21 protein-coding genes are annotated in these 25693 nt (G+C 65.0%); 10 read left to right on the top strand and 11 right to left on the bottom strand.

All coding sequences use genetic code 11. The features are described 5' to 3' along the window. Positions 1-9: 9 nt before the first annotated feature. The 4 genes from ASD71_RS22285 to ASD71_RS22270 all read right to left on the bottom strand — a co-directional run bounded on the left by ASD71_RS22285 (position 10) and on the right by ASD71_RS22270 (position 5750). Positions 10-3228 (bottom strand): tetrathionate reductase subunit A, encoded by a 3219-nt coding sequence (locus ASD71_RS22285; RefSeq protein ID WP_369818990.1) that lies wholly within the window; start codon positions 3226-3228, stop codon positions 10-12. A 37-nt stretch (positions 3229-3265) separates the two neighbouring features. Beyond that, entirely contained in the window at positions 3266-4300 is a 1035-nt protein-coding gene (gene nrfD / locus ASD71_RS22280; protein WP_056569884.1) for an NrfD/PsrC family molybdoenzyme membrane anchor subunit, read from the bottom strand. Between the two features lie 21 nt (positions 4301-4321). Next, positions 4322-5095 (bottom strand): sulfate reduction electron transfer complex DsrMKJOP subunit DsrO, encoded by a 774-nt coding sequence (gene dsrO / locus ASD71_RS22275; protein WP_056569883.1) that lies wholly within the window; start codon positions 5093-5095, stop codon positions 4322-4324. A 118-nt stretch (positions 5096-5213) separates the two neighbouring features. Beyond that, positions 5214-5750, bottom strand: a complete 537-nt coding sequence (locus ASD71_RS22270) for a DNA-deoxyinosine glycosylase (protein WP_156395261.1) — start codon at positions 5748-5750, stop codon at positions 5214-5216. A gap of 183 nt (positions 5751-5933) precedes the next feature. On the opposite strand from ASD71_RS22270, the gene ASD71_RS22265 reads away from it, so the two are divergent. Together ASD71_RS22265 and ASD71_RS22260 are read left to right on the top strand one after the other, a co-directional pair. Continuing rightward, the gene (locus tag ASD71_RS22265) at positions 5934-6797 is read left to right on the top strand and encodes a pirin family protein (protein ID WP_056569881.1); all 864 of its coding nucleotides are present in this window, start codon (positions 5934-5936) and stop codon (positions 6795-6797) included. A gap of 169 nt (positions 6798-6966) precedes the next feature. Then, a complete protein-coding gene (locus tag ASD71_RS22260) occupies positions 6967-7941 on the top strand; it encodes a hypothetical protein (protein ID WP_056569880.1) in 975 nt (324 codons plus the stop codon). Positions 7942-7986: 45 nt separating this feature from the next. Here the strand turns inward: ASD71_RS22260 and ASD71_RS28070 are convergent, their stop codons facing one another. After that, positions 7987-9180, bottom strand: coding sequence for a hypothetical protein (locus ASD71_RS28070; RefSeq protein ID WP_156395260.1), 1194 nt, complete (start codon positions 9178-9180; stop codon positions 7987-7989). Positions 9181-10611: 1431 nt separating this feature from the next. Here ASD71_RS28070 and ASD71_RS22250 point away from each other — a divergent pair. After that, the gene (locus ASD71_RS22250; RefSeq protein ID WP_056569875.1) at positions 10612-12036 is read left to right on the top strand and encodes a DUF1254 domain-containing protein; all 1425 of its coding nucleotides are present in this window, start codon (positions 10612-10614) and stop codon (positions 12034-12036) included. 586 nt (positions 12037-12622) lie between these two features. Beyond that, on the top strand, positions 12623-12979 hold the full coding sequence (locus ASD71_RS27780) for a hypothetical protein (protein ID WP_082579023.1): 357 nt from the start codon (positions 12623-12625) through the stop codon (positions 12977-12979). Here ASD71_RS27780 and ASD71_RS22245 read toward each other — a convergent pair. Then, on the bottom strand, positions 12918-14150 hold the full coding sequence (locus ASD71_RS22245) for a GGDEF domain-containing protein (protein WP_056569874.1): 1233 nt from the start codon (positions 14148-14150) through the stop codon (positions 12918-12920). The genes ASD71_RS27780 and ASD71_RS22245 overlap by 62 nt on opposite strands. Positions 14151-14406: 256 nt before the next feature. Between ASD71_RS22245 and ASD71_RS22240 the strand changes: the two genes are divergently transcribed. Then, on the top strand, positions 14407-14922 hold the full coding sequence (locus ASD71_RS22240) for an O-acetyl-ADP-ribose deacetylase (RefSeq protein WP_056569872.1): 516 nt from the start codon (positions 14407-14409) through the stop codon (positions 14920-14922). Here ASD71_RS22240 and ASD71_RS22235 read toward each other — a convergent pair. Then, positions 14919-15548 (bottom strand): class I SAM-dependent methyltransferase, encoded by a 630-nt coding sequence (locus ASD71_RS22235; RefSeq protein WP_056570565.1) that lies wholly within the window; start codon positions 15546-15548, stop codon positions 14919-14921. The genes ASD71_RS22240 and ASD71_RS22235 overlap by 4 nt on opposite strands. A 100-nt stretch (positions 15549-15648) precedes the next feature. Further along, on the bottom strand, positions 15649-16554 hold the full coding sequence (locus ASD71_RS22230) for a LysR family transcriptional regulator (protein WP_056569870.1): 906 nt from the start codon (positions 16552-16554) through the stop codon (positions 15649-15651). A gap of 108 nt (positions 16555-16662) precedes the next feature. Here ASD71_RS22230 and ASD71_RS22225 point away from each other — a divergent pair, with 108 nt between their 5' ends. Then, the gene (locus tag ASD71_RS22225) at positions 16663-17553 is read left to right on the top strand and encodes an aldo/keto reductase family oxidoreductase (protein ID WP_056569869.1); all 891 of its coding nucleotides are present in this window, start codon (positions 16663-16665) and stop codon (positions 17551-17553) included. 93 nt (positions 17554-17646) lie between these two features. Here the strand turns inward: ASD71_RS22225 and ASD71_RS22220 are convergent, their stop codons facing one another. Next, on the bottom strand, positions 17647-19503 hold the full coding sequence (locus ASD71_RS22220; RefSeq protein ID WP_056569868.1) for a phosphoenolpyruvate carboxykinase (GTP): 1857 nt from the start codon (positions 19501-19503) through the stop codon (positions 17647-17649). A 141-nt stretch (positions 19504-19644) separates the two neighbouring features. After that, complete coding sequence (locus tag ASD71_RS22215) at positions 19645-21297, bottom strand: acyl-CoA synthetase (RefSeq protein ID WP_056569867.1); 1653 nt, start codon at positions 21295-21297, stop codon at positions 19645-19647. A gap of 154 nt (positions 21298-21451) precedes the next feature. Here ASD71_RS22215 and ASD71_RS22210 point away from each other — a divergent pair, with 154 nt between their 5' ends. Then, positions 21452-22195: a TetR/AcrR family transcriptional regulator gene (locus ASD71_RS22210; protein ID WP_056569866.1), complete on the top strand. Its 744-nt coding sequence runs from the start codon at positions 21452-21454 to the stop codon at positions 22193-22195. On the opposite strand, the gene ASD71_RS22205 is transcribed toward ASD71_RS22210, so the two are convergent. Beyond that, positions 22159-23070: an SDR family oxidoreductase gene (locus ASD71_RS22205; protein ID WP_056569865.1), complete on the bottom strand. Its 912-nt coding sequence runs from the start codon at positions 23068-23070 to the stop codon at positions 22159-22161. The two genes, ASD71_RS22210 and ASD71_RS22205, sit on opposite strands and share 37 nt — an antisense overlap. 139 nt (positions 23071-23209) lie before the next feature. On the opposite strand from ASD71_RS22205, the gene ASD71_RS22200 reads away from it, so the two are divergent. From ASD71_RS22200 to ASD71_RS22190, 3 genes are all read left to right on the top strand, one after another. Beyond that, positions 23210-24004, top strand: coding sequence for an enoyl-CoA hydratase/isomerase family protein (locus ASD71_RS22200; protein ID WP_056569864.1), 795 nt, complete (start codon positions 23210-23212; stop codon positions 24002-24004). 62 nt (positions 24005-24066) lie between these two features. After that, entirely contained in the window at positions 24067-25344 is a 1278-nt protein-coding gene (locus tag ASD71_RS22195) for a Zn-dependent hydrolase (RefSeq protein ID WP_056569863.1), read from the top strand. A 13-nt stretch (positions 25345-25357) separates the two neighbouring features. Beyond that, positions 25358-25693 (top strand): co-chaperone YbbN, encoded by a 336-nt coding sequence (locus ASD71_RS22190; RefSeq protein ID WP_056569860.1) that lies wholly within the window; start codon positions 25358-25360, stop codon positions 25691-25693.

Genomic DNA, 25693 nt, shown 5'->3' with positions numbered 1-25693 from the left:
TCCCTCGGATCAAACCCGCTCGATCCGCGCCGGCAAGCCCTGCCGCACCGCCGCGCCCGACACCCAATCGATCCAGACGTTGGCGTGCTGGCCGCGCGTCGCGTCCCCAAAGCCCAGATCGTTCAGGTTGACCCCCGCGGCCAGGGCCGGATCGTGCGGCATCGGCGTGCCGTCCACGATGTGCGCGCGCGCCCCCAGCTCGGTATGCCCGTAACCATGCTCGATGCCCAGCGCGCCCGGCTGAACCCCGTCGCGCAGCAGCGCCAGCCCCGTCACGGACCCGCCCGGCGTGACGATGCGCACCGTGTCCCCGTTGCGGATGCCCAGCCGTTCGCCGTCCTGCCGGCTGATCGACACCGGATTGTGCGGATGCACCTGACGCAGGCGGTTCACGCCAATAGACAGCGAGCTCATCAGGTTGGACTTGAACGAACTCAGCAAGAACGGCCAGTCCTGCCGCGGGTATTCGTCCCGCATGTCGCGCCCGTCGGCCAGCCGCGTCGGATACCAGGTGGGACAGCCGCTGTAGCGCTCGCCCGTCATCGCGTGGCGGAAGCCTGCCAGTTCCTCGCTCCAGACATGCAGCGGTTTTGCGTAGGCCACGCGCGTGCGGCGCGGCTGTTCGCCCGCTTGCGTCCACGCGTCTTCCATCCGGTCAAAGCGCCCGCCTCGGCTCATCAGCATGGCCACCTGCCGCCATTCGCCCGGTTTGAGTTTGCTCTGCAACAGGTCGCGGTAGCGGTCGACGCCCGTCAGCGCCATATCGTCGTCGCTGGCCGCCGGCACCGGACGTCCCGCCGCAAACGCGATGTTGGCCATGCCGCGCAAGAAGAAATCCTCGGGCGTGTCCAGCGCGTACTTGCCGCCGTCCTTGTCCGAGATGGCGCCCTCGCCGAATCCCGGCATGCCCAGGCGCTTGGCGCACGCGATCAGGAAGGTTTCCAGGCACACGGGCTCGCTAGTGGCCGTGCGCGCCACGCGCGGTTGCACCGCGGGCCAGCGCACCGTCGATGCCTTGGCCACCACGTCGGCCCATGGCGCCGACACGCCCCAGCTTTCGTACGTGACGGTGTCCGGCACGATGTAGTCGGCCAGCGCGTTGGTCTCGTTGATGAAGGGGTTGATCGACACCGCCAGCGGCAGGACGCGCGGGTCCTTCAGCGTTTCCAGCGCCACGTGGCGGAACCCGGCAATGCCGTAGACCGGATTGCTCATGTGGTTGAACCAGACCTTGGCGCGATACGGATAGCCCGCCAGCGCCGACGCCAGCATCTCGGAACTGAGGCCGCCCGTCGCCGGATACCACGGGGCGGCTGCCGGATAGGCAGGCTGGCCCGCGGCCTTCTTGCGCTTGAATTCGCTGGATTTCTCGTACGGAAAGCGGTTGCGCGACAGCGACACGCCCTTGGGCGACGCCTTGTTCGCAAAACCGGCGATGTTGTAGCGCGGCCCCGCGCCGTAGGGCGGGAACGGCCCGGCATCCAGCACCAGTCCGCCCTCCACGTTCAAGTTGCCCACCAGCGTGTTCAGCATGGCGATCGCGTAGGCGGTGTAAAAGCCCGCGCCGCTCATGGTGCCGCCGTGCGCATCGGCCACGGCGCGCTTGCCGTGACTGGTAAAGCGCTCGGCCAGCGACGCGATCTTGGCCGCGGGCACGCCGCAGAGCGCGGCGTACTCATCCAGCGTCTTGCGGCGCGACTCCTCTCGCAGCAAGGTCAGCGAAGTCCGCACCCGCAGCGCAGTCGGCGCATCGGCCATGCCGGGCGCGGCGATGGCGTCATCGGCAAACAGCTCGGCCGATGACGCCGTCGTGTGCGGCGCCAGCGTGCCGTCGGCCAGACGCACGACATACACGTCTTCCCATTTCTCGTCCGCATCGGCCGGGCGCGCCCAGCCCATGTCCGCCCCGCGCAGAAACGCGCCCAAACGCGGATGGCCCGGTTCGGCCACCACCAGATGCGTCGCGTTGGTCCACGCCGCCTCGCCCGCTGCCTTCATGGCGGTCGGACCCGGTTGCGCCAGCATGCGCGCGTCGAAGCGTTCGTTGTCCAGGATCCAGCGGATCAGCCCCATCGCCAGCGCAAGGTCGCTGGCCGGATTGACCGGCACCCATTCATTGCCCGATCCCGCCGACAGGCTGGACGAGGCCGGCAGCACAGGCGACACCACCACGTAGGTGAACGCGGATTCGCCGGGCCGCACCCGCGCCTCGGCCAACTGGCGGGCCTGGCGCTGGAAAGGGTTGCCAGCCTGCGCGGGCGCCGCGCCGATGAACAGGCCAAAGCGGGCGTTGTCCCAGTCCGGCTTGCCGTGCGGCATGCCCTTCAGGTCGCCCAGCGCCGCGCCCGCCCCCACCCGGAAGCTCTGGCCGCAGTACGAACCGTGATTGCTGAAGTTGACGGTGCCGAACGACTGGCCGGCAAAGCGCTGGATCAGCGGCGTGCGCCCTTCGTTGGACGCGTCGGTAAAGAGGAACTGGTTGACCTTCGCCCCGTATTCCGGATTGTCCGGGTCCAGCGGCGTCTCGCGGTCGTAGATCGCGCGCAGGCCGTCCACGTGACCTTCGCCAAACAGGTCGCCGCCTTCACAGACTTCCTCCACCAATTGCTCGAAGCTGATCGTCTGCCATTTGCCGTCACCGCGCTTGCCCACGCGCTTCATCGGCTGCAACACGCGATACGGACTGTCCATCTGCTCCAGCATGGCCGAGCCGCGCGCACACGACGTGGCGCGCCCTTCCAGCCCGCCGTCGCCGCCCAACTGCGCATAGACCTCGCGCACGGGCGTGTCCATGGCCGCGGGGCGCGTCGTGGCCAGCGGATGGTACGGGTTGCCGGCCACCCGCAGGATGCGGTTCTCCGCCGTGTCCACGCGCAGCCGCACGCCGCATTGCGTCCAGCAGCCCAGACAGCTCGACGGGCTGACGATCTGGCCCGGCTGCGCGCTCAGCGCGCCGGTCAGCGGGTCGATACGGAACTCCGGCGTCAGCGAGTTGCCGCGCACGGCGTGCGCCGTCGGCACGCCGGCGGTGCCCTGCGCCAGCCCCTTGACCGCCTTGACGACCGTGTCGCCATACCCCGCCGCAAAAGCCGCCATGCCACCGGCCACCATGCCGCCGCGCATCATCAGCTTGCGCCGCGCCTCGTCGCGCGGCAGGTCCGGGCCATCGTCCGCGCCGCGGCGCTTGTCGTCTTCGCGGCGATTGTCATGTTCGTGTTGCTTGTCCATTGCTTTCTTTTCCATGTGCTGTCGTGTCGGCGCGCGCTCAGGCGGCCACGGCGCGTGCGCGCGCGGGGAAGATGTCCAGGGCCCAGGTGACGGCGGTGATCAGCGCCACGCACAGTCCCAGCACGCCCACCATGCCCAGCAGCCCGTCGCTGCCCCACGGCATGTCGTACAGGTAGAGTCCCGCGCCGTACTTGGGCACGCCCTGCACGCTCATGAAGACCACCCAGCGGAAGATCCACGTCGCGCCCAGCATCGTCAGCGCCAATGCGGCCGACGGCAACGGCGCCGCCAGCGTGCGCGCGGGCCGCTGCAGCAGCGCGATGATGCAGAAGGCCGTGATCACAGCGCCCGCCAGACTCAGGCGCCAGATCGGAAAGTCCGCGAACAGCCGCAGCGCCGCCTCAAAGGACGGATCCAGTCCCAGCAAGCCCAACAAGGCCCAGGCGCCCGCACCCAGCGCGATCATCACCACGGCGGTCACGCTGAGCCGGCGCAGCATTTCAACCGGCAGCGCGCGCAGCCCGCCCGGCAGCCAGCGGCCCACCAGGAACATCGCGCCCAGTGCGCCCAGCCAGGCAGTCAGCGCAAAGTTGACCGGCAGAAACACGGTGTGCCACAACGGCCGCGAACGCAGCACCATCACCTCGGCCCCGGTGTAGACCAGGATGGACAGCGCTGAGAGCGCCAGCGCCGCCGCCACCACCCGCAGCCACCCGATTCGCCCCCACCACCACGCCGCGCAGAACAGCAGCGCCAGCGTCACGAAAACCGGCAGCAGCACTGCCCCCAGCCACATCCAAGACCAAGGCGTGACGTGCGCATAGAAGTGCCAGAAGCGGCCGGGCTGATGCAGGTCGGCCAGCAGCGACACCGGCGCGGCGATGGCGCTGACCAGCAGCACTGTCACGGCCGCCGGCAACAGCCGGCGCGACGCGGAATCCGCACGCCCAAACGTCGCGAAGGCGGCGGTCAGCGCGGTCGTCGCGCTGATGCCGATCAGAAAGAAATACTGCACGGCCCAAGGCAGCCAGGCGGCGTCGTAGACCGGCGTAAGCAATTCAGAAATTTGCATGAGAGTCTCCCCTTCCTTGGCTCAGTGACCACCCGCCAGGCGCACGCCGGCCTGGCCGTCGACCTGGTGCACGAACGCATCGGGCAGGCCGATGTAAAAGACGTGGGGATCGGTCTTCATCTCGGGCTTGAGCACCTTGATGTCGGCCTTGTGTTCGGCAAGCAACTGCGAGATCGCGCTGTCCGGATCGTTCATGTCGCCGATCACGCGCGCGCCGCCCACGCAGCTTTCCACGCACGCCGGCAGCAGCCCGGCTTCCAGCCGATGCTCGCAGAACGTGCACTTGTCCGCGGTATGGGTCTCGTGATTGATGAAGCGCGCGTCGTACGGACAGGCCTGCACGCAATAGCCGCAACCCACGCAGCGCGCGTTGTCGACCAGCACGATGCCGTCCTCGCGCTGGAACGTCGCCTGCACCGGACAGACCGGCACACAGGGGGGCTTATCGCAGTGGTTGCACAGGCGCGGCAGCATCACCATGGAACAGGGGCCACCGGTGTCGGGCATGACCTCGTACTGCAGTACGGTGGTGCGGAACTGCCCGATGGGCGGCACGTTCTCCAGCGAACAGCTCACCGTACAGGACTGGCAGCCGATGCATTTGCGCATGTCGACGACCATGCCGTAGCGCTTTCCGGCCATGCCGGGCCGGCGCGGCGGCTGGCCGTTCAGGCCGGGCGCGGCCTCGGCGTGGATGGGAATGACCGAGGCGGCGGCGCCCAGGCCGAGCAGCCCTTTCAGAAAGCCGCGCTTGCCCGGAAGCGGCGTTTCAGGGGGACTGTTGGGGGTGTGCATCGTTAAACTCCGAAACGTTTAAGTGTTACGGAAATTAACTTATCACTTGTAGTTATATAGAGCCTTGATATCGGTCAATTGAGGGACGGAGCTGAGGTCACCATGGCCGTCTGCTGCGTCAGGCCGACGGCAATCTCAACGCCGGCTCCCACGCCGCCAGCTTTTGCTCAAAACTGGCCGCCGCGTGGGCGGGGCTGGTCGACGGCAGTTCGAACAAAGCCAGCTTCGGCGCGGCCAACGTCGGCAGCACATGCCGCCGGAACATTGCCGCCGCCTTTGCGCCGTTGAAACAGAGGCGCACGATCGACGGATGGCAAGCCAGGAATGCTCCAAAATCGTTCGGCACCAGCGTATCGCCGCGGATATCGGCATCCAGGCTCCCCGGCCGTTCGCACGCCTGCAGCACATCCCACAGCGCCACGCCGTTCGCCTGCAACGCGCGCAAGCGCGCGTCGTAGTCCAAGCCGGGATCGAACCCGAATATCCGCGCCGCCAGCGGCCAGAACGCATTGCGCGGATGCGCGTAATACTGCACCTGCCGCAACGACGCCACGCCGGGCATGGAACCCAGCACCAACACCCGCGCGCCCATTCCCACGACCGGGGCGAATCCCGTCACCGCGCCATCGCGCCGCGCCGCGTCGGCTTCGTTCATGATCTTGTCCATGCCGGGGAGGATACCGCCTGCCGCGGCCTCGCCCAACGGGCCCCGCGCTGATCGTTCGCCGCATGGAACAGTGCTTATCAGCCACGGGCACTACCGATATCGGCATTCCGCCCTTATCTTCTTGCCTATGACGAACGGCCCCGAAGGGGCCGCGCAACAGGAAACCACACCATGAAGAAGATCCTCGGCGTGCACGCCAGCCCCCGTCCCCATTGGGTGGGCGACGGGTTTCCGGTGCGCTCCATGTTTTCGTACAACGACAAGGGCCGCGACACCAGCCCGTTCCTGCTGCTGGACTACGCCGGCCCCGCCGAATTCGGCCCGGCCAGCCAGCCCCGCGGCGTCGGCCAGCACCCGCATCGCGGCTTTGAAACCGTGACCATCGTCTACAGCGGCGAAGTCGAACACCGCGACTCCACCGGCAACGGCGGCGTCATCGGCCCCGGCGACGTCCAGTGGATGACGGCGGCATCCGGCATCCTGCACGAGGAATTCCATTCCCATGCCTTCACCCGCACGGGCGGCAAGCTGGAAATGGTGCAGCTTTGGGTCAACCTGCCCGCCAAGGACAAGAAGGCGCCGGCCGGCTATCAGGGCATCCTCAACGCGGACATCCCGGTCGTGGCGCTGCCAGATGATGCGGGCACGCTGCGCGTGATCGCCGGCAGCTACGGCGGCCAGGCGGGCCCGGCGCGGACCTTCACGCCGATGGATGTGTGGGACGTGAAGCTGGCGGCCGGTAAGACGGCGACCTTCCCGATTCCGGCGGGCCGCAACAGCATGCTCGTCATGCTGCGCGGCACCGTCCTGGTCAACGGCGAATCCGTCGCGCGGGATGCGCAATTGGCGTTGTTCTCGCAAGAGGGAGAGGACATCACGGTCGAAGCCAACAACGACGCCGTGTTCTTGATCCTGAGCGGCGAGCCGATCGACGAGCCGGTCGTTGGCTACGGGCCCTTCGTGATGAACTCGCAAGCGGAAATCGTCGAGGCGATCCAGGACTTCAACTCTGGAAAGTACGGGCAGATGCACTGAGGCGAGCCCGCCGCCAGCCACCCCGCGCCCGCATGCCAGTTACCGGCATGCGGGCGCGGTCGCGTTTTGGGAGCAAGCAACTGCTGCCGCATGTCTTGCGGTAGTGACATGCTATGGTCGATCCCTGATTCCTTCCGCTGCTGTTATCTCTCGACCCCTTCATACGTTGATGACCGCTCCCGCCCGCTCCCCCTACTCTCTCGCTTGGCGTCTGGCATTGGTAGCCATCATCGTGCGCGTGGCGTTCGCCGCGCTGGTGCAAGGCTACACGCTGGTTGGACTGCCAGAGTCCGCGCAACTTCGCGAGACATTCAGCCTGCCGCAGTACCTGGTGCCATTCCTGGCAAACCTTGCGGCCTCATCCATTTTTGTCGGCCTGACCGTATGGAGCACCACGCATCGCTGGCTGCGCCAGCACAACACGCACGCCGTGGAGGCGCCGCGCAAACTTTTCGGCATCGTCATGATCTTGACGCTGGTGTCCTCGCTGGCCGTGTCGGCGCTGATGATTTATCTGCACAGCATGCTGGTGCTGTACGCCGTGCAGCACGCCGGCGCGGCCAACCACGCCCTGACGATGAGCCTGCTCCTCGGCGCCTTGGCCGTTGCCTTGGAAGCCCTGGGCGCGTACCTCGCCGTGCGCATCGCCACGCGAACCGTGCAGCCCGCGAGCGATGCCGGTGGTCCGGCATATGAAACGCGTCACGCGGCCTGGAGTGCGGGGTTGATGATTTTGGGCTGGCAACTCAGTGTGTGCATCGCCATGGGCAGCTACCTGAACGCGCAGTCCCTCACCGTGGGTTGGCTGCAGTATGCGCTGGGTTTCCTGATCCTGCCGGCCCTGCTCCTGCTGCTTTGCACATACGCCTGCCTGAAAATCCTGCCGCGCCCGATCGGCGCCGCGCGTCAAGGGCGTGCGCTGGTCCTCGGCACGGTGGCCTTCTGGCTGGCGCAGGTGCTGGGGGTTGGCCTGGGCTTTCTGGCGATTCGAGCGATGACATGGGACCAACTGATACGCGCCGCGGATTCCAACGTGGTGGCAGTCGTGATGCTGGTCGTGTATGCCGCGTTGCTGGTGCTGGGCTGCTGGGTTGGGAAGCTGGCGCTTTATGGTGCTTCGAGAAGGCTTGTACCAGCTGGCTGAGCGCGTCGTGCGAAACATGCCGACGCCGCTCAGAGTTGCCCTTGTCTAGTCCGCGTGGAAACTTCCCAGGATCCCGTCGATGGCGGGCAACGACCGGTTGTACAGGGCAGCCGCTTGCTCGGCAGATTGGCCGCTCGCAATGCAAGTCAGCATCCACACGTGCGCGGGTGACAGGTGTATCCGGGTCTGGGCCATGTTGTTCTTATAAATGGCATGGGTTCCATTGAACTTGTAGACGGCGCGTTGCGCCCTTTGATTCGCGACGTTGGCGCCACTGCGCTCCAGCAATTCAGGCGCGTCGCTGTAAGCATTCAACCAGGCACGCCATGTGGCTTCATTCCATACCGGCGCACGTTCTTCGGCTTTCAACACCAGGCGGCCGGCAGCATCGCTTAGATTGATCACGCAGTTGACCGGCTCGCCTTTTTCGTTGCTCGGCGCGAGCAGCCTGAGCGACATCATCGAAGGCTGCGACGGCGTTTCGCTCACTCGCCAACCGGTTGGAATCCAAATGCCGTGTGCTCCGTCCGGGAACATATGCAGCGTGTGGCCCTCGCGTTCCTTTACCACTGCGGCGGATGCGCTGCTTGCGGGCGCACCCAACTTGACTTGGACGTTATCAAAAACCTTAGCGAAATCAGATTGGCTGCGTCGGTAAACGGCGGCGACAGCAGCGGGATCCGAAGAACGCGCCGCGCAGCTCACTTGCACGACCCCGTCGGCGGACAAATAGCTTCGCTCTTCAATCTTCACGTACTGCGGCGCACTGTCGCTCCATTTGCGCGCACTGCCGGTCATCAACACCTGCTGCACGCGCATGCTGGAAACTGGCCAGCCCTTGGTCTGCAAAATAGCAACTGATTCGAACGGGCTCTGATAATGGCGCTTCCAATCTTCGGACGACCACTGAGCTTTTTTCCGCATATCCGGCGGCACAACGTTGCTGCCCTTTGTCCATGGCCGCGCATCGACTAGAACCGTGCATTGCGCCACCGCGCCATCGGACAGGCGAGGCGCGAAGAACAGTGAGATCCAAAGTCCCGGCGCCGCCTCCCCCGCCGAAATGCTTTGCCATCCGGCCGGTTGGGTCAACGTGACGCGGCCTCGGGCGATCTGGATGGATTCGTCTGTCTTAGCCAAATGCGGGACCGGCGTGCCGGGTGCTTGCTGGGCTTGTAGTGGGGTAAGGCCGGCGGTGACTAGGGCGAGACAAGCAAACGCGGCGCGTAGGAATTGCATGGGGTTACTCGATTGGGAAATGTTGACGGAGGGTCGTCAATCGGGGGGAGCAATTGCGAGCAACGATACACTTAATGGCACTGCATTTTTCGAGAAGTCGCGGTTCGTGGCTGACAGCTTTCGACCGAGGCTGTGTGGAAACTCCTTTGGTCCTGAAAGCCACAACTCAATTGACTGGACTGCGCCAACTTGGGGGGCTTCTCTTCGAGTCTTCGACGCAGGGCCCACTCAGGCCCGTTTGAACGGGCCATGTAGGGCCTGAGGCGCATCATTGAATACATGAAGGGCTCAGCCCCCCATCGACAGCATCGCTTTCAACGTTTGCTGGAAGCCTAGGATGCACATGACCCGCTTGAGGTTATAGGCCAGTACATTCAAGCTGATTTCCGTGCTCAGGATTACCCAAGCGACGAGTCAGAAAGTGCGTATATGGTGAGAAGCACAAACTCGAGTGGAACTACCTGAACAAAGGAACCCATGAAGGGGACCGGGCGGAAGAGTTCGACGCCGCTATCGTTCGGCGCATGCTCGAGACCGTCATCAAGCTCGACGACGCGATCGAGGCTCCGTAGGCCTGATGGTGACCGCCTGAGCCCGAAGAGTCTTCCGGCGCGGCTCGCACCACAGCCGGCGGTCGGGGAATGCTGCCGTATAGACTCCAAGTGCGCAGAGTGACAAAAGGCTGCCAAATAGCAGCCTTCTTTTCGTTCTGCGTGGAGCTCGGTTCGGCCTAGGTACCGAAGTACTGCATCCGGGCGGGGGTTTGGAGGGGATCAGACGCTTGAGCATTCGCCGCAAGCTACGCCTGACTGACCGCTCCTGGCCGATGGCAGTCGCTCGTCACCGCGTGTACAGGCGGGGACCTGTGGTTAAACCTGGAGCTATGCGACTCGGATTGCGACTACCGGCTTATGGGCTTAATCAATCGAGATAGTTGAGTGCGCGGGCCACTGCGCATAGATTTAGCTAGGCTTGTTCACTGCATGACCTATGGGGAGCGTGTCCCCCAAAAAGTTGGTGTGAGCGCGCATCAGAGGATCATCCCCGACCGCTCCGACCGTCTGCATCCAATCGACCAGCAAGGTTGCGGTTTAGGGTGTATGCCTAAGTTCACGGATAAGAATCGCAGTCAGCGATGCCGACTGTGGGGTGTTGGGCTGCTACTGCAGTAGGAACACCCTCGGGCGCATTTGCGGCGTCACGGTCGTGGAATGATTAGCGTTTTTCATAGTGCGCGGGAGGGCCTCTGCCTGCGGATTAGATGAATTCCGGATTTGTTAGCAGTCCCGCGACCTATCGCCTGGCAGGTCTGCAAACAAATACAGGAGCGCGATTGGTTATGAGGTAGGTACCCACCTCGACCCTTCATGTCGCCCGATGGGGGTTAGTTGTCGACTCACTTGTCCCATTCACTTTACGGAGTCAGGATTCATGAGAAAAACGCTACCGAAAGCTCTTGGCCTCGCGTTGCTGCTTATCGGTTCATCGGCAAGCCACCTCGCCTGCGGGGCGAACATCACTCCAGCGGAGACGAGGGCAATTGCGGAAGAAGGCTATATCTACGGCTTGCCTATCGTGATGAACTACGCGGTAATGTACGACTACGCTGTCGACAAAAGCTCCAGCCAGTACAAGGCGCCGTTCAATCGGATTCGCAGCTTGCACCATGTTGCGACGTACAAGGACACGGCGATCATCTCGCCAAACAGTGATACACCCTATTCCATGATGTTCATGGATCTGCGAACCGAGCCGATAGTGTTGTCGGTGCCTCGTGTGGAAAAACCTCGGTACTACTCGGTTCAGCTTATTGACGGCAGCACCTTCAATTTTGGCTACATTGGAAGCCGCTCGACGGGGGAGGACGCCGGCGATTACATGGTCGTCGGGCCGGATTGGAAGGGGGCGGCCCCATCGAGCGTAAGAAAGGTCTTTCGCTCCGGTACGCAACTTCCCTTTGCGGTCTTTCGCACCCAACTCTTCAACCCGGCAGATATGCCGAACGTTGTGGCTATCCAATCGGGCTACAAAGCCCAACCGCTTTCAGCGTATCTCAAGCAGCCTGCGCCTACCGCAGCGCCAGCAATCGACTTTCCGAAGATCGACAAAGAACTCGCAACGACTGACTTTTTCAAGTATCTGAATTTTGCTTTGCAGTTCGGCCCGGCTGCCCCGGACGAAGTGGCGATTCGTACGAAGCTTGCTCGTCTTGGAATCGGGACCGGCAAGAGTTTCAGCTTCGAGGATTTGCCTGCCGAGCATAGAAGCGCGGCTGCCGAGGGCATGCAGGCCGGGCACGCAAGGGTCGAAGATGCGATCAAGCGTCTCGGAACAAAGGTCAACGGCTGGAATATCGTCGGTGCGGGCGGCGACAGTGCCTTCTACCACGGCGATTGGCTGAAGCGGGCTGCGGTCGCGCAGGCGGGAATCTACGCCAACGACGCTGAAGAAGCCACATATCCCCTGACCACGACCTTGCCTGATGGCGAACCGCTAGACGGAAGCAAATACAACTACACCATCACCTTTCAGGCCGGACAGCTTCCGCCCGTCAACGCCTTCTGGTCTGTGACGATGTACGACGGCAAGACGCAGTTGCTGATCCAGAATTCGATTGATCGTTACCTCATCAACTCGACGATGATGTCCAGCATGAAGAAGAATACGGACGGCTCGCTGACGCTCTACCTCCAAAAGGCGTCTCCCGGCGCGGACAGAGAGAACAACTGGCTTCCCGCACCGAACGGTCTCATGTACCTGGTAATGCGCCTATATTGGCCGACTACAGAATCACCTTCCATCCTGCCGCCCGGCCAAGGAACTTGGCGCCCACCACAGGTCGTCAAGGTTATGTGACCCGGGACGATCAGTGGCGCTTTTGGCGATACCAAATTCCGCATGAAGCCTCGCAGCGCCCGCTCGCGAACCTCTGCTCAATCACCGCCTCCGAGGAACAACGGTCACCTGAACGTCAAAATTTCGTTGGGCCGGATGACTGTTCATGGCCGACAGCCGACGTCGGATGGTATGCGCGTGTCTGGGATTCACACCCTCGCCCACGCGCCATCCCCAGCACTACTCTGAAACCTCCAGGGTCTTCAATCACCATTGGAGCTTTTCATAAAGAAGTCCATCTCCCCCTGTGCAGTGCTTCTCCATTCCGGATTCTGCCCGTCCGCCGTGGCGCAACCGTGGCGCCGCTAAAAGGCCTTCGCCGGATACCAGCCAGCAAGACATCCCCGCCTGCCAGGCGCAGGCGGGCAGGTGCAAGCAAGGCGACAAGGCACAGGGCTGCGACACGGCGAGGCCAACAGACCCAGTGCGCTGCGTTATCAGCCATAATCAGTTCAACCTCGCCCCGCGCGAAGGCAGGAGTTCCGCTTTCGCTCCCACATGAACCGGTAGCGGGTGGGCCGTAGCGTACTCAGTGCGGAGTATCTCGATGATGACACCGGAAACGCCAGACGACGATTTGGTACGGACCCGCAGCCACAGGTCACGCGAACTACCCCAGGGCTTTCGGGCGGGATTGATTACGGCCATCACGGTATTGCTGGGCTTTTCGCTGGGTTTCCTGCGTTACTGGGGCTTTGACGCGCCGGGCAATTGGAGCGCGCTATCCGTGCTGCCGGGCGTGTCCTTGTTGGTCGCCATCCTGCTGCAGATAATTGCTCTTTGCCGCGCCTTGCGTTTGGAGGATGAAGCCGAGGATGAATACCGGAAAACCGTGCGATGGTTTATCGCGTCGGCCATACTGCTGTTGCTGGGTCTGACAGCGGCATTGTGGGAGGCGGCGTGATTAGAGAGGGAGTGGAGCCGCCCACTTCCACCCGATTCCGCCCCCCCGCCTTTCCTCGATAAAGCGCCCCATCCGCCTCTCGGAGCGCCTCCTCCAAACCATCCGCGCCATAAAACCGCGACGAAACGCCGATCGTAACCGTGCAGCGCAGTGGCTCATCGGCCCCGGTGACGTGGATCGGCTGGCTTTCGATGCTGGCGCGCAGCCGCTCCGCAAGAACCATCACATCCGCCACTTCCGATTCAAGAAGTACGGCGACAAACTCCTCTCCGCCGGTGCGGCCGGTCAGATCGCCACGCCGTACACCGGCACGTAGCAGCCCCGCCACATGGCAGATCACCTCATCCCCAGCCTGATGGCCGTAGCTGTCATTGATCCGTTTGAAATGGTCGACGTCCAACACCAGCAAATAGGCGGGCACCGCATTCCGGCCGTTGAAATACTGGGTCAGTGCGTCTGACAACCCCCTGCGATTGAGCAGATCTGTCATCGGATCGCGCGCCGCCATATTGCGCAAACTATCCGTCAGCCGGCGCAGCACGAGCCAGACGATGGAAGGCGGCACGATGGTGGCCAGCGTCGACATGTAGATGTAGAAGATCATCTGGAAGCGGCTATCCATGTGCAGCGCGTCCAGGCCGCCCTCCATGATTTTCAGGAACTTTATCGCGTTCAGCACGCAGATTCCGCCGATCAGGCAGGCGAAGAAGATCATCTCTGCGCGCAAGTCCTTGGCGAACGAGCGCGTGCCGCAAAGCACGGTGACCGACATGGCGAAGAAAAGCAGCGTCGCCGACGACGCGAGCATGGCGTAGCGGGCTTCTGGTCCCATCTGGCTTTGCACCCACCACTGCGCCGAGGCATAGGCGATACAGAACACTGTCAACGGCAGCCACATGCGCACCTGACGGCCAAAGAAGCGCATGGCGCCCAGCAGGTAGGCGATTGGGGCGGCGAGCGTGAGGCAGTGATTGACGACGCTCATCAGGCTCCAGGCGGGTCCGCCTTCGACCAGTTGCAGGATGTAGGCTGCCGCCAGCAGCAGATTGCCGACGGCAAAGACGTCCATCCCCATCCTGTTGCCAGGCAGGCGACGGCTGATAAGCAGGAACATGCCGGAAAAGCACAGCAGGTGTGCGCACAGCATGCCAACGAGCGTGGAGGCAACCATGAGAGGGACGTCGAGAGGGAAAGCGGATTTCCTGCGCCGGCGCCACGGGGCTGTGGTCAGCGATGGATACCCAGCGACCTGCGTGGGCGGCGCTCATTGTAGTCGGCGCCTATTGGCGGCGGGAGATGGGCCGAAAGCGCGCAGAATTGGCGATAAAGTAGCCATCAGACACGCCGATGCGGCAGGTGTGCCGGCCGTGGCCCAGGTGAATGGCGGCGGGATAATGCCGCCCCATCCCGTCATGAGGAAAGATCAAATGCCCACCACATTGCGAGCAATCCGCTCGGACATTACCAAGCTGCAAGTGGACGCGATCGTCAATGCCGCCAATTCATCATTGCTGGGCGGTGGCGGCGTGGATGGCGCGATTCATCGTGCCGCGGGACCGGATCTTGTGCACGAGTGCCGGTTGCTTGGCGGCTGCAAGACGGGCGATGCGAAGGTGACCGGCGCGTATCGTCTGCCCGCGCGCTTCATCATTCACACGGTGGGTCCCGTGTGGCGAGGCGGAGAGAACGGAGAGCCGGCGCTGCTGGCCAGCTGCTATCGTCGTTGCATTACGCTGGCGGAAGATAAAGGTGTGGCTTCAATTGCGTTTCCGAGCATCAGCACCGGCATCTATGGCTATCCCATTGATTCGGCGGCGCAGGTCGCGGTCGATACCGTCCGCGAAAGCCTGTCGAAGGAATCGTCAATTCGAGAGGTCATCTTCTGCTGCTTTTCGGACGCAGACTTGGATCACTATGAGCGCATTACGATCCCGCCGCCCTAATCCCGCCGCCGCCACACACTAGCCAGCCACGGCTGTTGCTCGCGGGGCAATCCGTCGGGCCGGTAGTAATGCTCAAGCTCCTCGAATCCGGCGGCCTGCAACAGCGCGCTCCAGCCTTCAAGATCGTGATATGCCCCATAGCGCCCGCGATTCCACCCTTCCTGGTTGCCACCCCGGGGATTGGAACTGAACAACACGCCGCGTGGCCGCAGCGCAGCCCGCAGTTCCTTGAGCACGCGCGGCAGCTCCTGCCCCGGCACATGAAACAGCACGGCGTTGGCGAAGATGCCATCAAATCGCGCACTGGGCAGTTGGAGCCGCAGGAAGTCCTGCTCCCAGACCTCGCACCCGCTTGCCGCGCGCGCCATTTCCACGAAGCGCGGCGTGCCGTCCACGCCCACGGGCCGATGCCCCATCGCCAGGAACGTTTTCAAATCGCGCCCCGGCCCGCACCCCAGATCCAGGATGTCGTAGGGCGGCTCGCCGTCGATGTGCCGCAGCAAGGCGGCGATGTTCTGGCTGACATCGTGGTCCCGCGTGCCGGCCTGGAAGGAATCGGCGTTCTCTTCGTAGTGGGCGAGCGTCAGCGACGTGATCTTGGCGAGGTCTTCGGGATCCAGGTGCATCAGGCGATTGTGCATCAAACGGCGCGGGCCGGCGAGGCGATGCGCGGCGCTGAGGGAAGCGTCCGCGCCTGGCGCTCCAGCGCAAGGCCGCGCCTGACACTCAGGGAACCGGCCGCGTCTTGATGAACTCGATCAGCGCCTTCAGTGGCGACGGCACCAAGCGTCGTCCCGAGTAATACAGAAACGGCCCCGAAAACTGCGGCCACCAGGGTTCCAGCACCGGCTCCAGCGCCCCGCTATCAAAGTGCGGCCGAAGCCAGTCTTCGAACAGGTACATGACGCCCGAACCCGCGATGGCTGCGTCCACCGCGAGGTCGACGGCGCCGCCAATCTGCACCACCAACGGACCTGACGCATCGATGCGCACCGTTTCCCCGCCCCGCTCGAATTCCCAGGCCGGCATCGAGCCGCTGGGAAAGCGGCCGCGCAGGCAGGCGTGGTGCATCAGGTCTTCGGGATGCGCGGGCCGCCCCCGCCTGTCCAGGTATTCAGGCGACGCGCCGGCAGCAAAACGCTGCACGCGCGGACCGATGGGCACGGCGATCATGTCCTGTTCCAGGCGGTCGTCGTAGCGGATGCCTGCATCGCAGCCCGCAGCCAGCACATCGACGAAGCTCTCTTCAGCCACGACCTCCAGGCGGATGTCGGGATAGGCCGCCAAAAAACCGGGAACGATGGACGGCAGCACCAGCTTGGCCGCGCTGAGCGGCACGTTGAGCCGCAGCGTGCCCGCCGGCTTGTCGCGAAAGCCATTGACGGCGTCCAGCGCCGCTTCCACTTCGGTCAGCGCGGGCGCCAGCCTTTCCAGCAGCTCCTGGCCGGCCTGCGTTAGCGCGACGGAGCGCGTCGTACGGTTGAAAAGCCGCACGCCAAGCTGCGCCTCCAGGCGGCGCACGGTGTCGCTCAGGCGTGACGCGCTGGTGCCGGCGGTCCGGGCCGCTTCGCGGAACCCTCGCGCGCGCGCCACCGCGACAAAGGCATTGAGGTCATCGAGGTCGGTCGCCATTGTGCATTTTTCCGTACAAGCCGTGCAGATTGTATTGACTTATCAGCAAGTGGCGCAAGCTCTATCGTTTGCCCATTCCCACTTCTTTTCCGAGACAAGGAACCCGACATGACCCAACTTGCAGACAGCGGCACCTACTCCCTCGGCGCACGCCAGGTTTATCGGCTTGGCTACGGCGCCATGCAGCTCGCCGGGCCGGGCGTCTTTGGTCCGCCGAAGGACCGCGACGCGGCGCTTGCCGTTCTGCGTGACGCCGTGGCCGCGGGCGTGAACCACATCGACACCAGCGACTTCTACGGCCCGCACATCACCAACCAACTGATCCGGGAGGCGCTTGCCCCCTATTCCGACGATCTGGTGATCGTGACCAAGGTGGGCGCGGTGCGCGGCGACGACGCCTCGTGGAATCCCGCGTTCTCGGCCGAACAGCTGACTCGCGCGGTGCACGACAACCTGCGCAACCTGGGCCGGGACGTGCTGGACGTGGTCAACCTGCGCGCCATGTTCGACGTCCATGGCCCGGCGGAAGGCTCCATCGCGGAACCGCTGTCCGTGCTGGCCGGGCTGCAGCAGCAAGGGCTGATCCGGCACATCGGGCTGAGCAACATGACGGCCACGCAAGTGCAAGAGGGCCGCGGCATCTGCGACATCGTCTGCGTGCAGAACCAGTACAACGTCGCTCACCGGGCCGACGACGCCCTGATCGACGACCTGGCCCGCGAAGGAATCGCCTACGTGCCATTCTTTCCGCTGGGCGGGTTCAGCCCGTTGCAGTCGTCCATCTTGAACGACGCGGCTGCGCGGATCGGCGCAACACCGATGCAGACGGCGCTGGCCTGGCTGCTGCGCCGCTCGCCGAACATCCTGCTGATTCCCGGCACGTCTTCGCAGAAACACCTGAAGGAGAACCTGGCGGCGGCGACGCTGCAGTTGCCGGATGACGTGGCCAAGGCGCTGGACGGCATCGCGGGCAGCAGGACGGAGTCAACCCCGGCCTGAAAACCGGGCAAGCCGGCGCCATCCGCCGGCGGCAATAAAAAACCCGCCTGCGTGACAGCAGGCGGGTTCGATCAATCAGCGCACCCAGTAGCGTCAAGCCGCCAGACGGCCCTCGATCTCGGTCTTGGTGGTGCGCAGTTCCTCGGGCAGGCCTTGCGACAGCTGGCCGAAGAGCTCATGGTGCAGCGCCAGCTCCTCGCGCCAGGCGTTCTCGTCCACCGACATGACCTGCTCGAACTTGTCCGGGCTGAACTCCAGGCCGGTCCAGTCGATGTCCTGATAGCTGGGCGACACGCCAAACACCTGGTCCACGCCCTTGGACTGGCCGTCGATGCGGCCCAGCATCCAGCGCAGCACGCGCATGTTGTCGCCAAAGCCCGGCCAGACGAACTTGCCATCCGGGCCCTTGCGGAACCAGTTCACGCAGTAGATGCGCGGCAGGGTCGCGCCGGCGGCTTCGAGCTGCTTGCCCAGCTTGAGCCAATGGCCGAAGTAGTCGCTCATGTTGTAGCCGCAGAACGGCAGCATGGCGAACGGGTCACGGCGCACCACGCCTTGCTGGCCGGCGGCGGCGGCGGTGGTTTCGGAGCCCATGGTGGCGGCCATGTAGACGCCTTCGACCCAGTTGCGGGCCTCGGTGACGAGCGGCACGGTGGTAGAGCGGCGGCCGCCAAAGATGAAGGCGTCGATGACCACGCCCTTGGGGTTTTCCCATTCGGGATCAATGGACGGGCACTGCGCGGCGGGCGCGGTGAAGCGCGCGTTCGGATGCGCGGCCTTGCGGCCGGTTTCGCGCGCGATTTCAGGCGTCCAGTCCTTGCCCTGCCAATCGACCAGGTGCGCCGGCGGCGTGCTGGTCATGCCTTCCCACCAGACGTCGCCGTCGTCGGTCAGCGCGACGTTGGTGAAGATGACGTTGGCCTTGAGCGTGGCCATGGCGTTGAAGTTGGTCTGCTCGCTGGTGCCCGGGGCCACGCCGAAATAGCCGGCCTCGGGGTTGATAGCGTGCAGCCGGCCGTCCGGGCCGGGCTTGATCCAGGCGATGTCGTCGCCGATGGTGGTGACCTTCCAGCCGTCCATGCCTTGCGGCGGGATCAGCATGGCGAAGTTGGTCTTGCCGCACGCCGACGGGAAGGCGGCGGCGACGTGGTACTTGCGGCCCTTGGGCGAGGTCACGCCCAGGATCAGCATGTGTTCGGCCAGCCAGCCCTGATCGCGGCCCATGGTGGACGCGATGCGCAGCGCGAAGCACTTTTTGCCCAGCAGCGCGTTGCCGCCGTAGCCGGAGCCGTAGCTCCAGATTTCGCGAGTCTTGGGGAAATGGACGATGTACTTGGTGGGGTTGCACGGCCAGGCCACGTCGGCTTCGCCAGCGGCCAGCGGCTTGCCGACCGAGTGCAGGCACGGCACGAAGTCGCCATCGGTGCCCAGCACGTCATAAACCTGCTTGCCCATGCGCGTCATGATGCGCATGTTAACGGCCACGTACGGGCTGTCGGACAGTTCGACGCCGATGTGGGCGATGTCCGAACCCAGCGGGCCCATCGAGAACGGCACCACGTACAGCGTGCGGCCGCGCATGGCGCCGTCGAACAGGCCGTTGAGCGTGTCGCGCATTTCAGCGGGATCGGCCCAGTTGTTGGTGGGGCCGGCGTCTTCGGCGCGGTCGGAACAGATGAAGGTGCGGTCTTCGACCCGGGCCACGTCGGACGGATCGGACCACGCGAGATAGGAATTGGGGCGCTTGGCGGGGTTGAGCCGGCGCAGGGTGCCGGCCTGGACCATCTGTTCGCACAGGCGGTCGTACTCTTCTTGCGAGCCATCGCACCAGACCACGCGATCGGGTTTGGCCAGCGCGACAAAACTGGCGACCCAGTCGATCAGTCCGCGGTGCTTGACGTACTCGGGTACGTTCAAGGCTGCCAATCCCCCGTCCAAAGGCTTATTCATTGGGGCTATCTCCATACTATGGCTAAAGGTGATACGGCCCCAATTGAGAGGGGCCGTATCCAGTTTGCGCAATCATACTTGCAGCGCCGGGCAGCCAGTCAACCCATCCACATGGGCGAGATTGTCACTGGGTGAGTCCGCTTACGCGGGGTATCCGGCGCGCAACTCCCTGCGGATGATCTTGCCGGTAGCGGTTGTGGGCAAACTGGTTACAAAGCGGATCGCGCGCGGGTATTCGTGGGCGGCCAGCCTGGTCCGGACATGCGCCTGCAACGCCTTGACCAGCGCTTCGTCGCCCTCCACGCCCTCGTTCAGCACCACGAATGCCACCACGATTTCCGTACGTTCAGCATCCGGCATGCCCACCACCGCCGCCATGCGCACGGCGGGGTGGCCGATAAGGCAGTCTTCGATGGGGCCGGGGCCGATCCGATAGCCGGCGCTGGTGATGACGTCGTCGTTGCGGCCTACAAAGCGGATGAAACCTTCCGCATCGCGCACGCCGATGTCGCCGGTCAGGAGGTAATCGCCGGCAAATTTTTCCGCTGTCGCGTCCGGGTTTTTCCAGTACCCCAGGAACATGACGGGATCCGGGCGCAATACGCCGATGTTGCCCTCCTGTCCATCGGCCACTTCGGCCCCGTTGTCATCCACAATAGCGACCCGATGCCCGGGCGCCGCGCGGCCAATCGCGCCGATGCACGGGTCGAACAGCGACGAGCACGAGGACACGATCATGTTGCACTCGGTCTGGCCGTAGAACTCGTTGATGGTCACGCCCAGCACGCGGCGGCCCCAGTCGATCAGTTCCGCGCCCAGCGATTCGCCGCCGCTGGCCACCGAGCGCAGCGCGCGCGGCCCGGCGTGATCCGGCCAGCCGCAGCCGCGCATCATCTTCAAGGCGGTCGGCGGCAGGAAGGTGTGCGTCACCCCGTGGCGCGCCATCAGCGCCAAAGCCGACGCGCCGTCGAATTTTTCAAACCGCCGCGCCAGCACCGGCACGCCGTGGTGCCACGACGGCAGCAACACGTCCAGCAGCCCGCCGATCCAGGCCCAGTCGGCCGGCGTCCACATCAGCACGGCGTTTTCGGGAAAGAACTCGTGCGACATCTCCACGCCCGGCAGGTGGCCGAGCAGCACACGATGCGCGTGGAGCGCGCCCTTGGGCTTGCCGGTGGTGCCGGAGGTGTAGATGATGACGGCCGGATCGTCGGCGGCGGTCGCGACCGGATCGAACGCGTCGGACTCGAGCGCCAAGCTTTGCTCGAACGGCAGCGCGCCTACGCTAGCCGCGGACGAGGCCTGCGCACTCTCGGCCGCATCGCCATCGATGCAATAAATCACTTTCAGGTCGGGCAGGCTGTCACGGATCTCCAGCAACTTGCGGCAGCCTTCCGCATCCGTGACAAGGGCGGACGCCCCGCTGTTGGCCAGCCGGAACTGGATGGCGTCCACGCCAAACAACGTGAACAGCGGCACCGCCACCGCACCCATCTTGTAGGCGGCGACGTGGGCGACGGCGGTTTCGGGCGCCTGCGGCAGGTAGATTGCCACGCGGTCGCCGCGCCGGATGCCGTAGCGCGCCAGGCTGTTGGCGAACTGATTGGACTGCGCCTTGATCTGATCGAACGAGTAACGCGTCTGCGCCCCGTCGCTCTTTTCATAGATCAGGGCCAGCCGGCCGCTGCCGTCGGCCCATTTGTCGCACACGTCGACGCCGATGTTATAGGCCGCGGGCACCTGCCACTTGAAGGCGGACACGACTTGCGCGTAGGAATCTGCTCTGTGCAGCATGGTTGTCTCTTGATGATTATGGTTGTTGCCATGAAGAACCCGCGGCGGCGGCAGGATGCCTTCCGCCTTGCCACGAAGTTGACCGTCGCTCAATAATAGGCCCTCGCGCGGACGGCCAGACAGGCCGCCCGCCCCTTTTTCGCCTGTTGCCTGCATGGAAAAAAGCCCAGCCGTCCCAATGCGCCGCCCGCCGGCCAGCGCCAAGTCCGAACAACGCATCCGCGACATTCTGCGGGTCGCGCGCCAGGTGTTCTCCGAAGCGGGCTTTCACGCGGCCACCACCACCGAGATCGCGCAGCGACTGGGCGTGTCGGAAGCCACCGTCTTCACCTACTTTGGCGGCAAGCGCGAACTCTGCGTGCGCGTCATCAGCGACTGGTACGACGAAATCATCGCGCGGGTGGAAGACCATCTTCCGCACATCCACGGCGCGCGCGCCCAACTGCATTACCTGGTGCATACCCATTTGCGCCACCTGCTGGCCGAGGGTCCGGGGCTGTGCGCGTTCATTCTTTCCGAAGGCCGCGCCCGCAACGACGACTTTGGCGAGATCTACGCCGGCCTGCAGCGCCGCTACACCGCGCCGTTGATGCGCATCCTGGCCCAAGGCCAATCCGACGGCGACATCCGCCACGACATGCCGCTGCGGTTGCTGCGCTCGGCGGTCTACGGGCCGATGGAGCACGTGCTGTGGGACGCGATGCGGCATCGTGCGGGCGCGGGGGTGGAGGTGGACGTGGACGTTTCCGCCACGGCCGACCAACTGGTTAATTTTCTGTGGCAGGCCCTGCAGCCGCCGCGCCAGGACGCCCTGGCGCTGGCGCAGTTCCGGGGCGAAGTCCAGAACGCGCTGCATCGCCTTCAGTCTTCTGAAAACAGCGACGGCGGCACGTACTGAGGAAAGCCGTTGTAGGTCTCGCCGCGCTCGGCCGGCTGCAGATTCCACGAATGGCGCGCGTTCGGCACGCCGCCGTCCACCCGGATCACGGCGCCATTGATGAACGCCGCCGCGGGCGACAGCAGGAAGACGACGGCCGCGGCCAGTTCGGCCTCGGTGCCGAAGCGCTGTAGCGGAACCCTGGTTTTCAGCTCGCGCAGCACGCCGCGGTAATGCTCGTCGTAGCTGTCCATGCCGCTGGAGGCGATCCAGCCCGGCGCCACCGCGTTCACGCGCACGCCGGCATAAGCCCATTCGCAGGCGGCGGTCTCCGTCAGGTTCCACACCCCCGCGCGCGCCGCGCCCGAATGCCCCATTCCCGGCATGCCGCCCCAGATATCGGCCAGCATGTTGACGATGGCGCCGCCGTGCTGGCGCATGTGCTGCGTGTAGATCTCGCGCGACACGAGGAACGTGCCATGCAGGTTGTTCTGCACCACGGCGTTCCAGCCATTGAGGCTGATGCGGTCCAGCGGGGCGGGAAACTGGCCGCCGGCGCAGTTGAAAAGGCCATGGATGGCGCCGTGCGCGCTCAGCGCGTCGGTGACCGCGCCGCGCACCCCGGCTTCGTCGCGGATGTCGCAGGGGTGTTGGCTGATCCGATCGGCTGCCTCGGGATAGACGCGGACGATTTCCTCGGCGGCCATGCGCAGCTTGTCGGGGTTGCGCCCCACCAGCGCCAGGCCCGCGCCCAGCGCGGCCAGCTCATGGGCGGTGCAACGGCCCAGGCCGCTGCCGCCGCCGGTCACCATGACTGTCTTGCCGTCAAACAATCCCGGCCGGAATACCGATGCGTAGCGCTGATCGGCGGCGCTGCTGCCCGCGTGCTGGTTCATGTCTGCCTCCAAAATTTTTTGTTGAGGATAACTCAATCTATCGGAAACAAGCATCGCGAAACCGCGCTTTTACCAATAGAATCAGCCGGACTGATCGACATATCTGTTGAGCCACCATCAACAACACCGGAGACCGTGCATGACGCTGAACGCACCGCTGGACCTGGCCCTTGACGGCCCCCTCGCCCGCCTGACGCTGAACCGGCCGGACATGCGCAACGCGTTCGACGAGACGCTGATTGCCGCGCTGACGGGGGCGGTCAAGACGGCGGCCGACGATCCGCAGGTGCGGGTCCTATTGCTGACGGGCGCGGGGAAAGCCTTTTGCGCCGGCGGCGACCTGAACTGGATGCGCAAAATGGGCACGCTGACCGACGCGGACAACCGCCAGGACGCCACGCGGCTGGCGGACATGCTGCACGCGGTCTGGACCTGCCCGAAGCCCATCGTCGCCTGCGTCAACGGCGACGCCTACGCGGGCGGCATGGGACTGCTGGCTGCTTGCGACATGGCGGTCGCGGCGGACAGCGCGCACTTCTGCCTGTCCGAAACGCGCCTGGGCCTGCTGCCCGCCACCATCAGCCCCTACGTGATCCGCGCGCTGGGCGAGCGCGCGTCCAACCGCTATTTCCTGACCGCCGAGCGCTTCGACGCCGCCACCGCGCTGCGGCTGGGGCTGGTGCACGAAGTGGTCCCCGCGGCGCAGGCGCTGGAAGCCGCCGAAGCGCTCTGCCGCACGCTGTGCGCGAATGGTCCGGGCGCCGTGCAGGCCAGCAAGCGGCTGGTGCGCGACTTTGCCGGCCGGCCGCTGGACGCCGCCTTGATTGCTGACTCGGTCGAACGCATCGCGGCCATCCGCAGCACCGAGGAAGCGCGCGAGGGCGTGACAGCTTTCCTGGAAAAGCGCGAGCCCGCCTGGCGCCGCACGACGTAAGCAGCCGGCGGGGACGCCGCGCCATTGATGCCATAATCCAGGGCGGATCTTTTGGAAGTCTCATGCCGCAAGCCACACCGCCCGCTTTTCCCCCGCTGAACGCCGAACGCCTCTGGTCGCGCGTCGACACCCTGTCCAAGTTCACCCTGCCCGACGTCCCCTGGACGCGCCGCGCCTTTTCGCCGCTGTTCGATGACGCGCGCGCCTGGCTGCGCGGCGAGTTCGAAGCCGCGGGCCTGACGACGCGCCTGGACGCGGGCGGCAATCTGGTCGGCACGAGGGCGGGACGCGATGCGTCGCGCAAGCCGATTTCCACGGGCTCGCACTGCGACACCGTCATGGCCGGCGGCCGCTTCGACGGCATCATCGGCGTGCTGGCGGGCATTGAGGTCGCGCACACGATGCAGGAACACGGCATCACGCTCGATCACCCCTTCGAAGTCATCGACTTCCTGTCCGAAGAACCCAGCGACTACGGCATTTCGTGTGTGGGCAGCCGCGCGCTGTGCGGCCATCTCAGCGCCGACATGCTGGACGCGCGCAATCCGCAGGGCGAGACGCTGGCGCAGGGCATCGCGCGCATCGGCGGCGACCCGTCGGCGCTCAACGCCCCGCTGCGCCGCGCGGGCGAAACCGCCGCCTTCGTCGAATTGCACATCGAACAAGGCCCCGTGCTGGAAAGCCGCCAGTTGCCGATCGGGGTGGTCACCAATATCGTTGGCATCCGCCGCGTGCAGATCGTGGTCGAAGGCCAGCCCGACCACGCCGGCACCACGCCCATGGACATCCGGCGCGACGCGCTGGTGGGCGCGGCGCGCATCATCGACGCCGCCAACCGCCAGGCCAGCGCCGCCAGCGGCAATCCGCATTACGTCGTCGCCACCGTCGGCCGGCTGGCCATGACGCCCAACGCGGCCAACGCCGTGCCGGGCCGGGTCGAGATGACGCTGGAAGTGCGCAGCGACAGCAACGCGGTGCTGGACGCCTTTCCCGAAATCCTGATGGCCGGCGTGGCCGACGACCTGAAGGCGCTGCGCCTGACCGCCGGCTTCACGCAGCTCAGCCGCGCGCAGCCCACGGACTGTTCGCCGCTGGTCATGGACGCTGTCAAGGCGGCCGCCGACCAGTTGGGCTACGCGTCGATGCGGCTGCCCAGCGGCGCCGGCCACGACGCCGTGTACATGGCGCCCACCGGTCCCATCGGCATGATCTTCATCCCCTGCCTGAACGGGCGCAGCCATTGCCCCGAAGAATGGATCGAACCCGCGCAACTGCTGGACGGCACCCGCGTGCTGTACCAGTCGGTGCTGGAACTGGACCGCGTGCTGCGCGGCGCTTGAGAAACCGGACCCCATGGAACAGATAACCCTCGACGACAGCACCGCCGACCGCTTCCTCCTGGACGCGCGCGGCCTGTCGCTCATCGTTTTTCATAGCCGCACCTGCGGCACCTGCCGCGTGGCGCGCGAGCAGCTTCCCGCCGTGGAACTGCCGGTCGAGCGTATCTGCTGGATCGACGCCGGCGACAACCGCGGCCTGGTCGAGCGTTACGAGGTCTTCCACCTGCCCGCCATGTTCGTCGCCCGCGACGGCGCCTTTTACGGACCGGTGCAATCCACGCTGGCCGAATGGGACCTGCGCCAGCAGATCGGCCTCGCGCTGGACAGCTACCCCGCCGAACTGCCGTGA

Origin of the sequence: Achromobacter sp. Root565 (genome assembly GCF_001427425.1) — a bacterium.
GTDB lineage: Bacteria > Pseudomonadota > Gammaproteobacteria > Burkholderiales > Burkholderiaceae_B > Achromobacter > Achromobacter spanius_D.
This window is presented reverse-complemented; position numbering and strand designations above follow the sequence as displayed.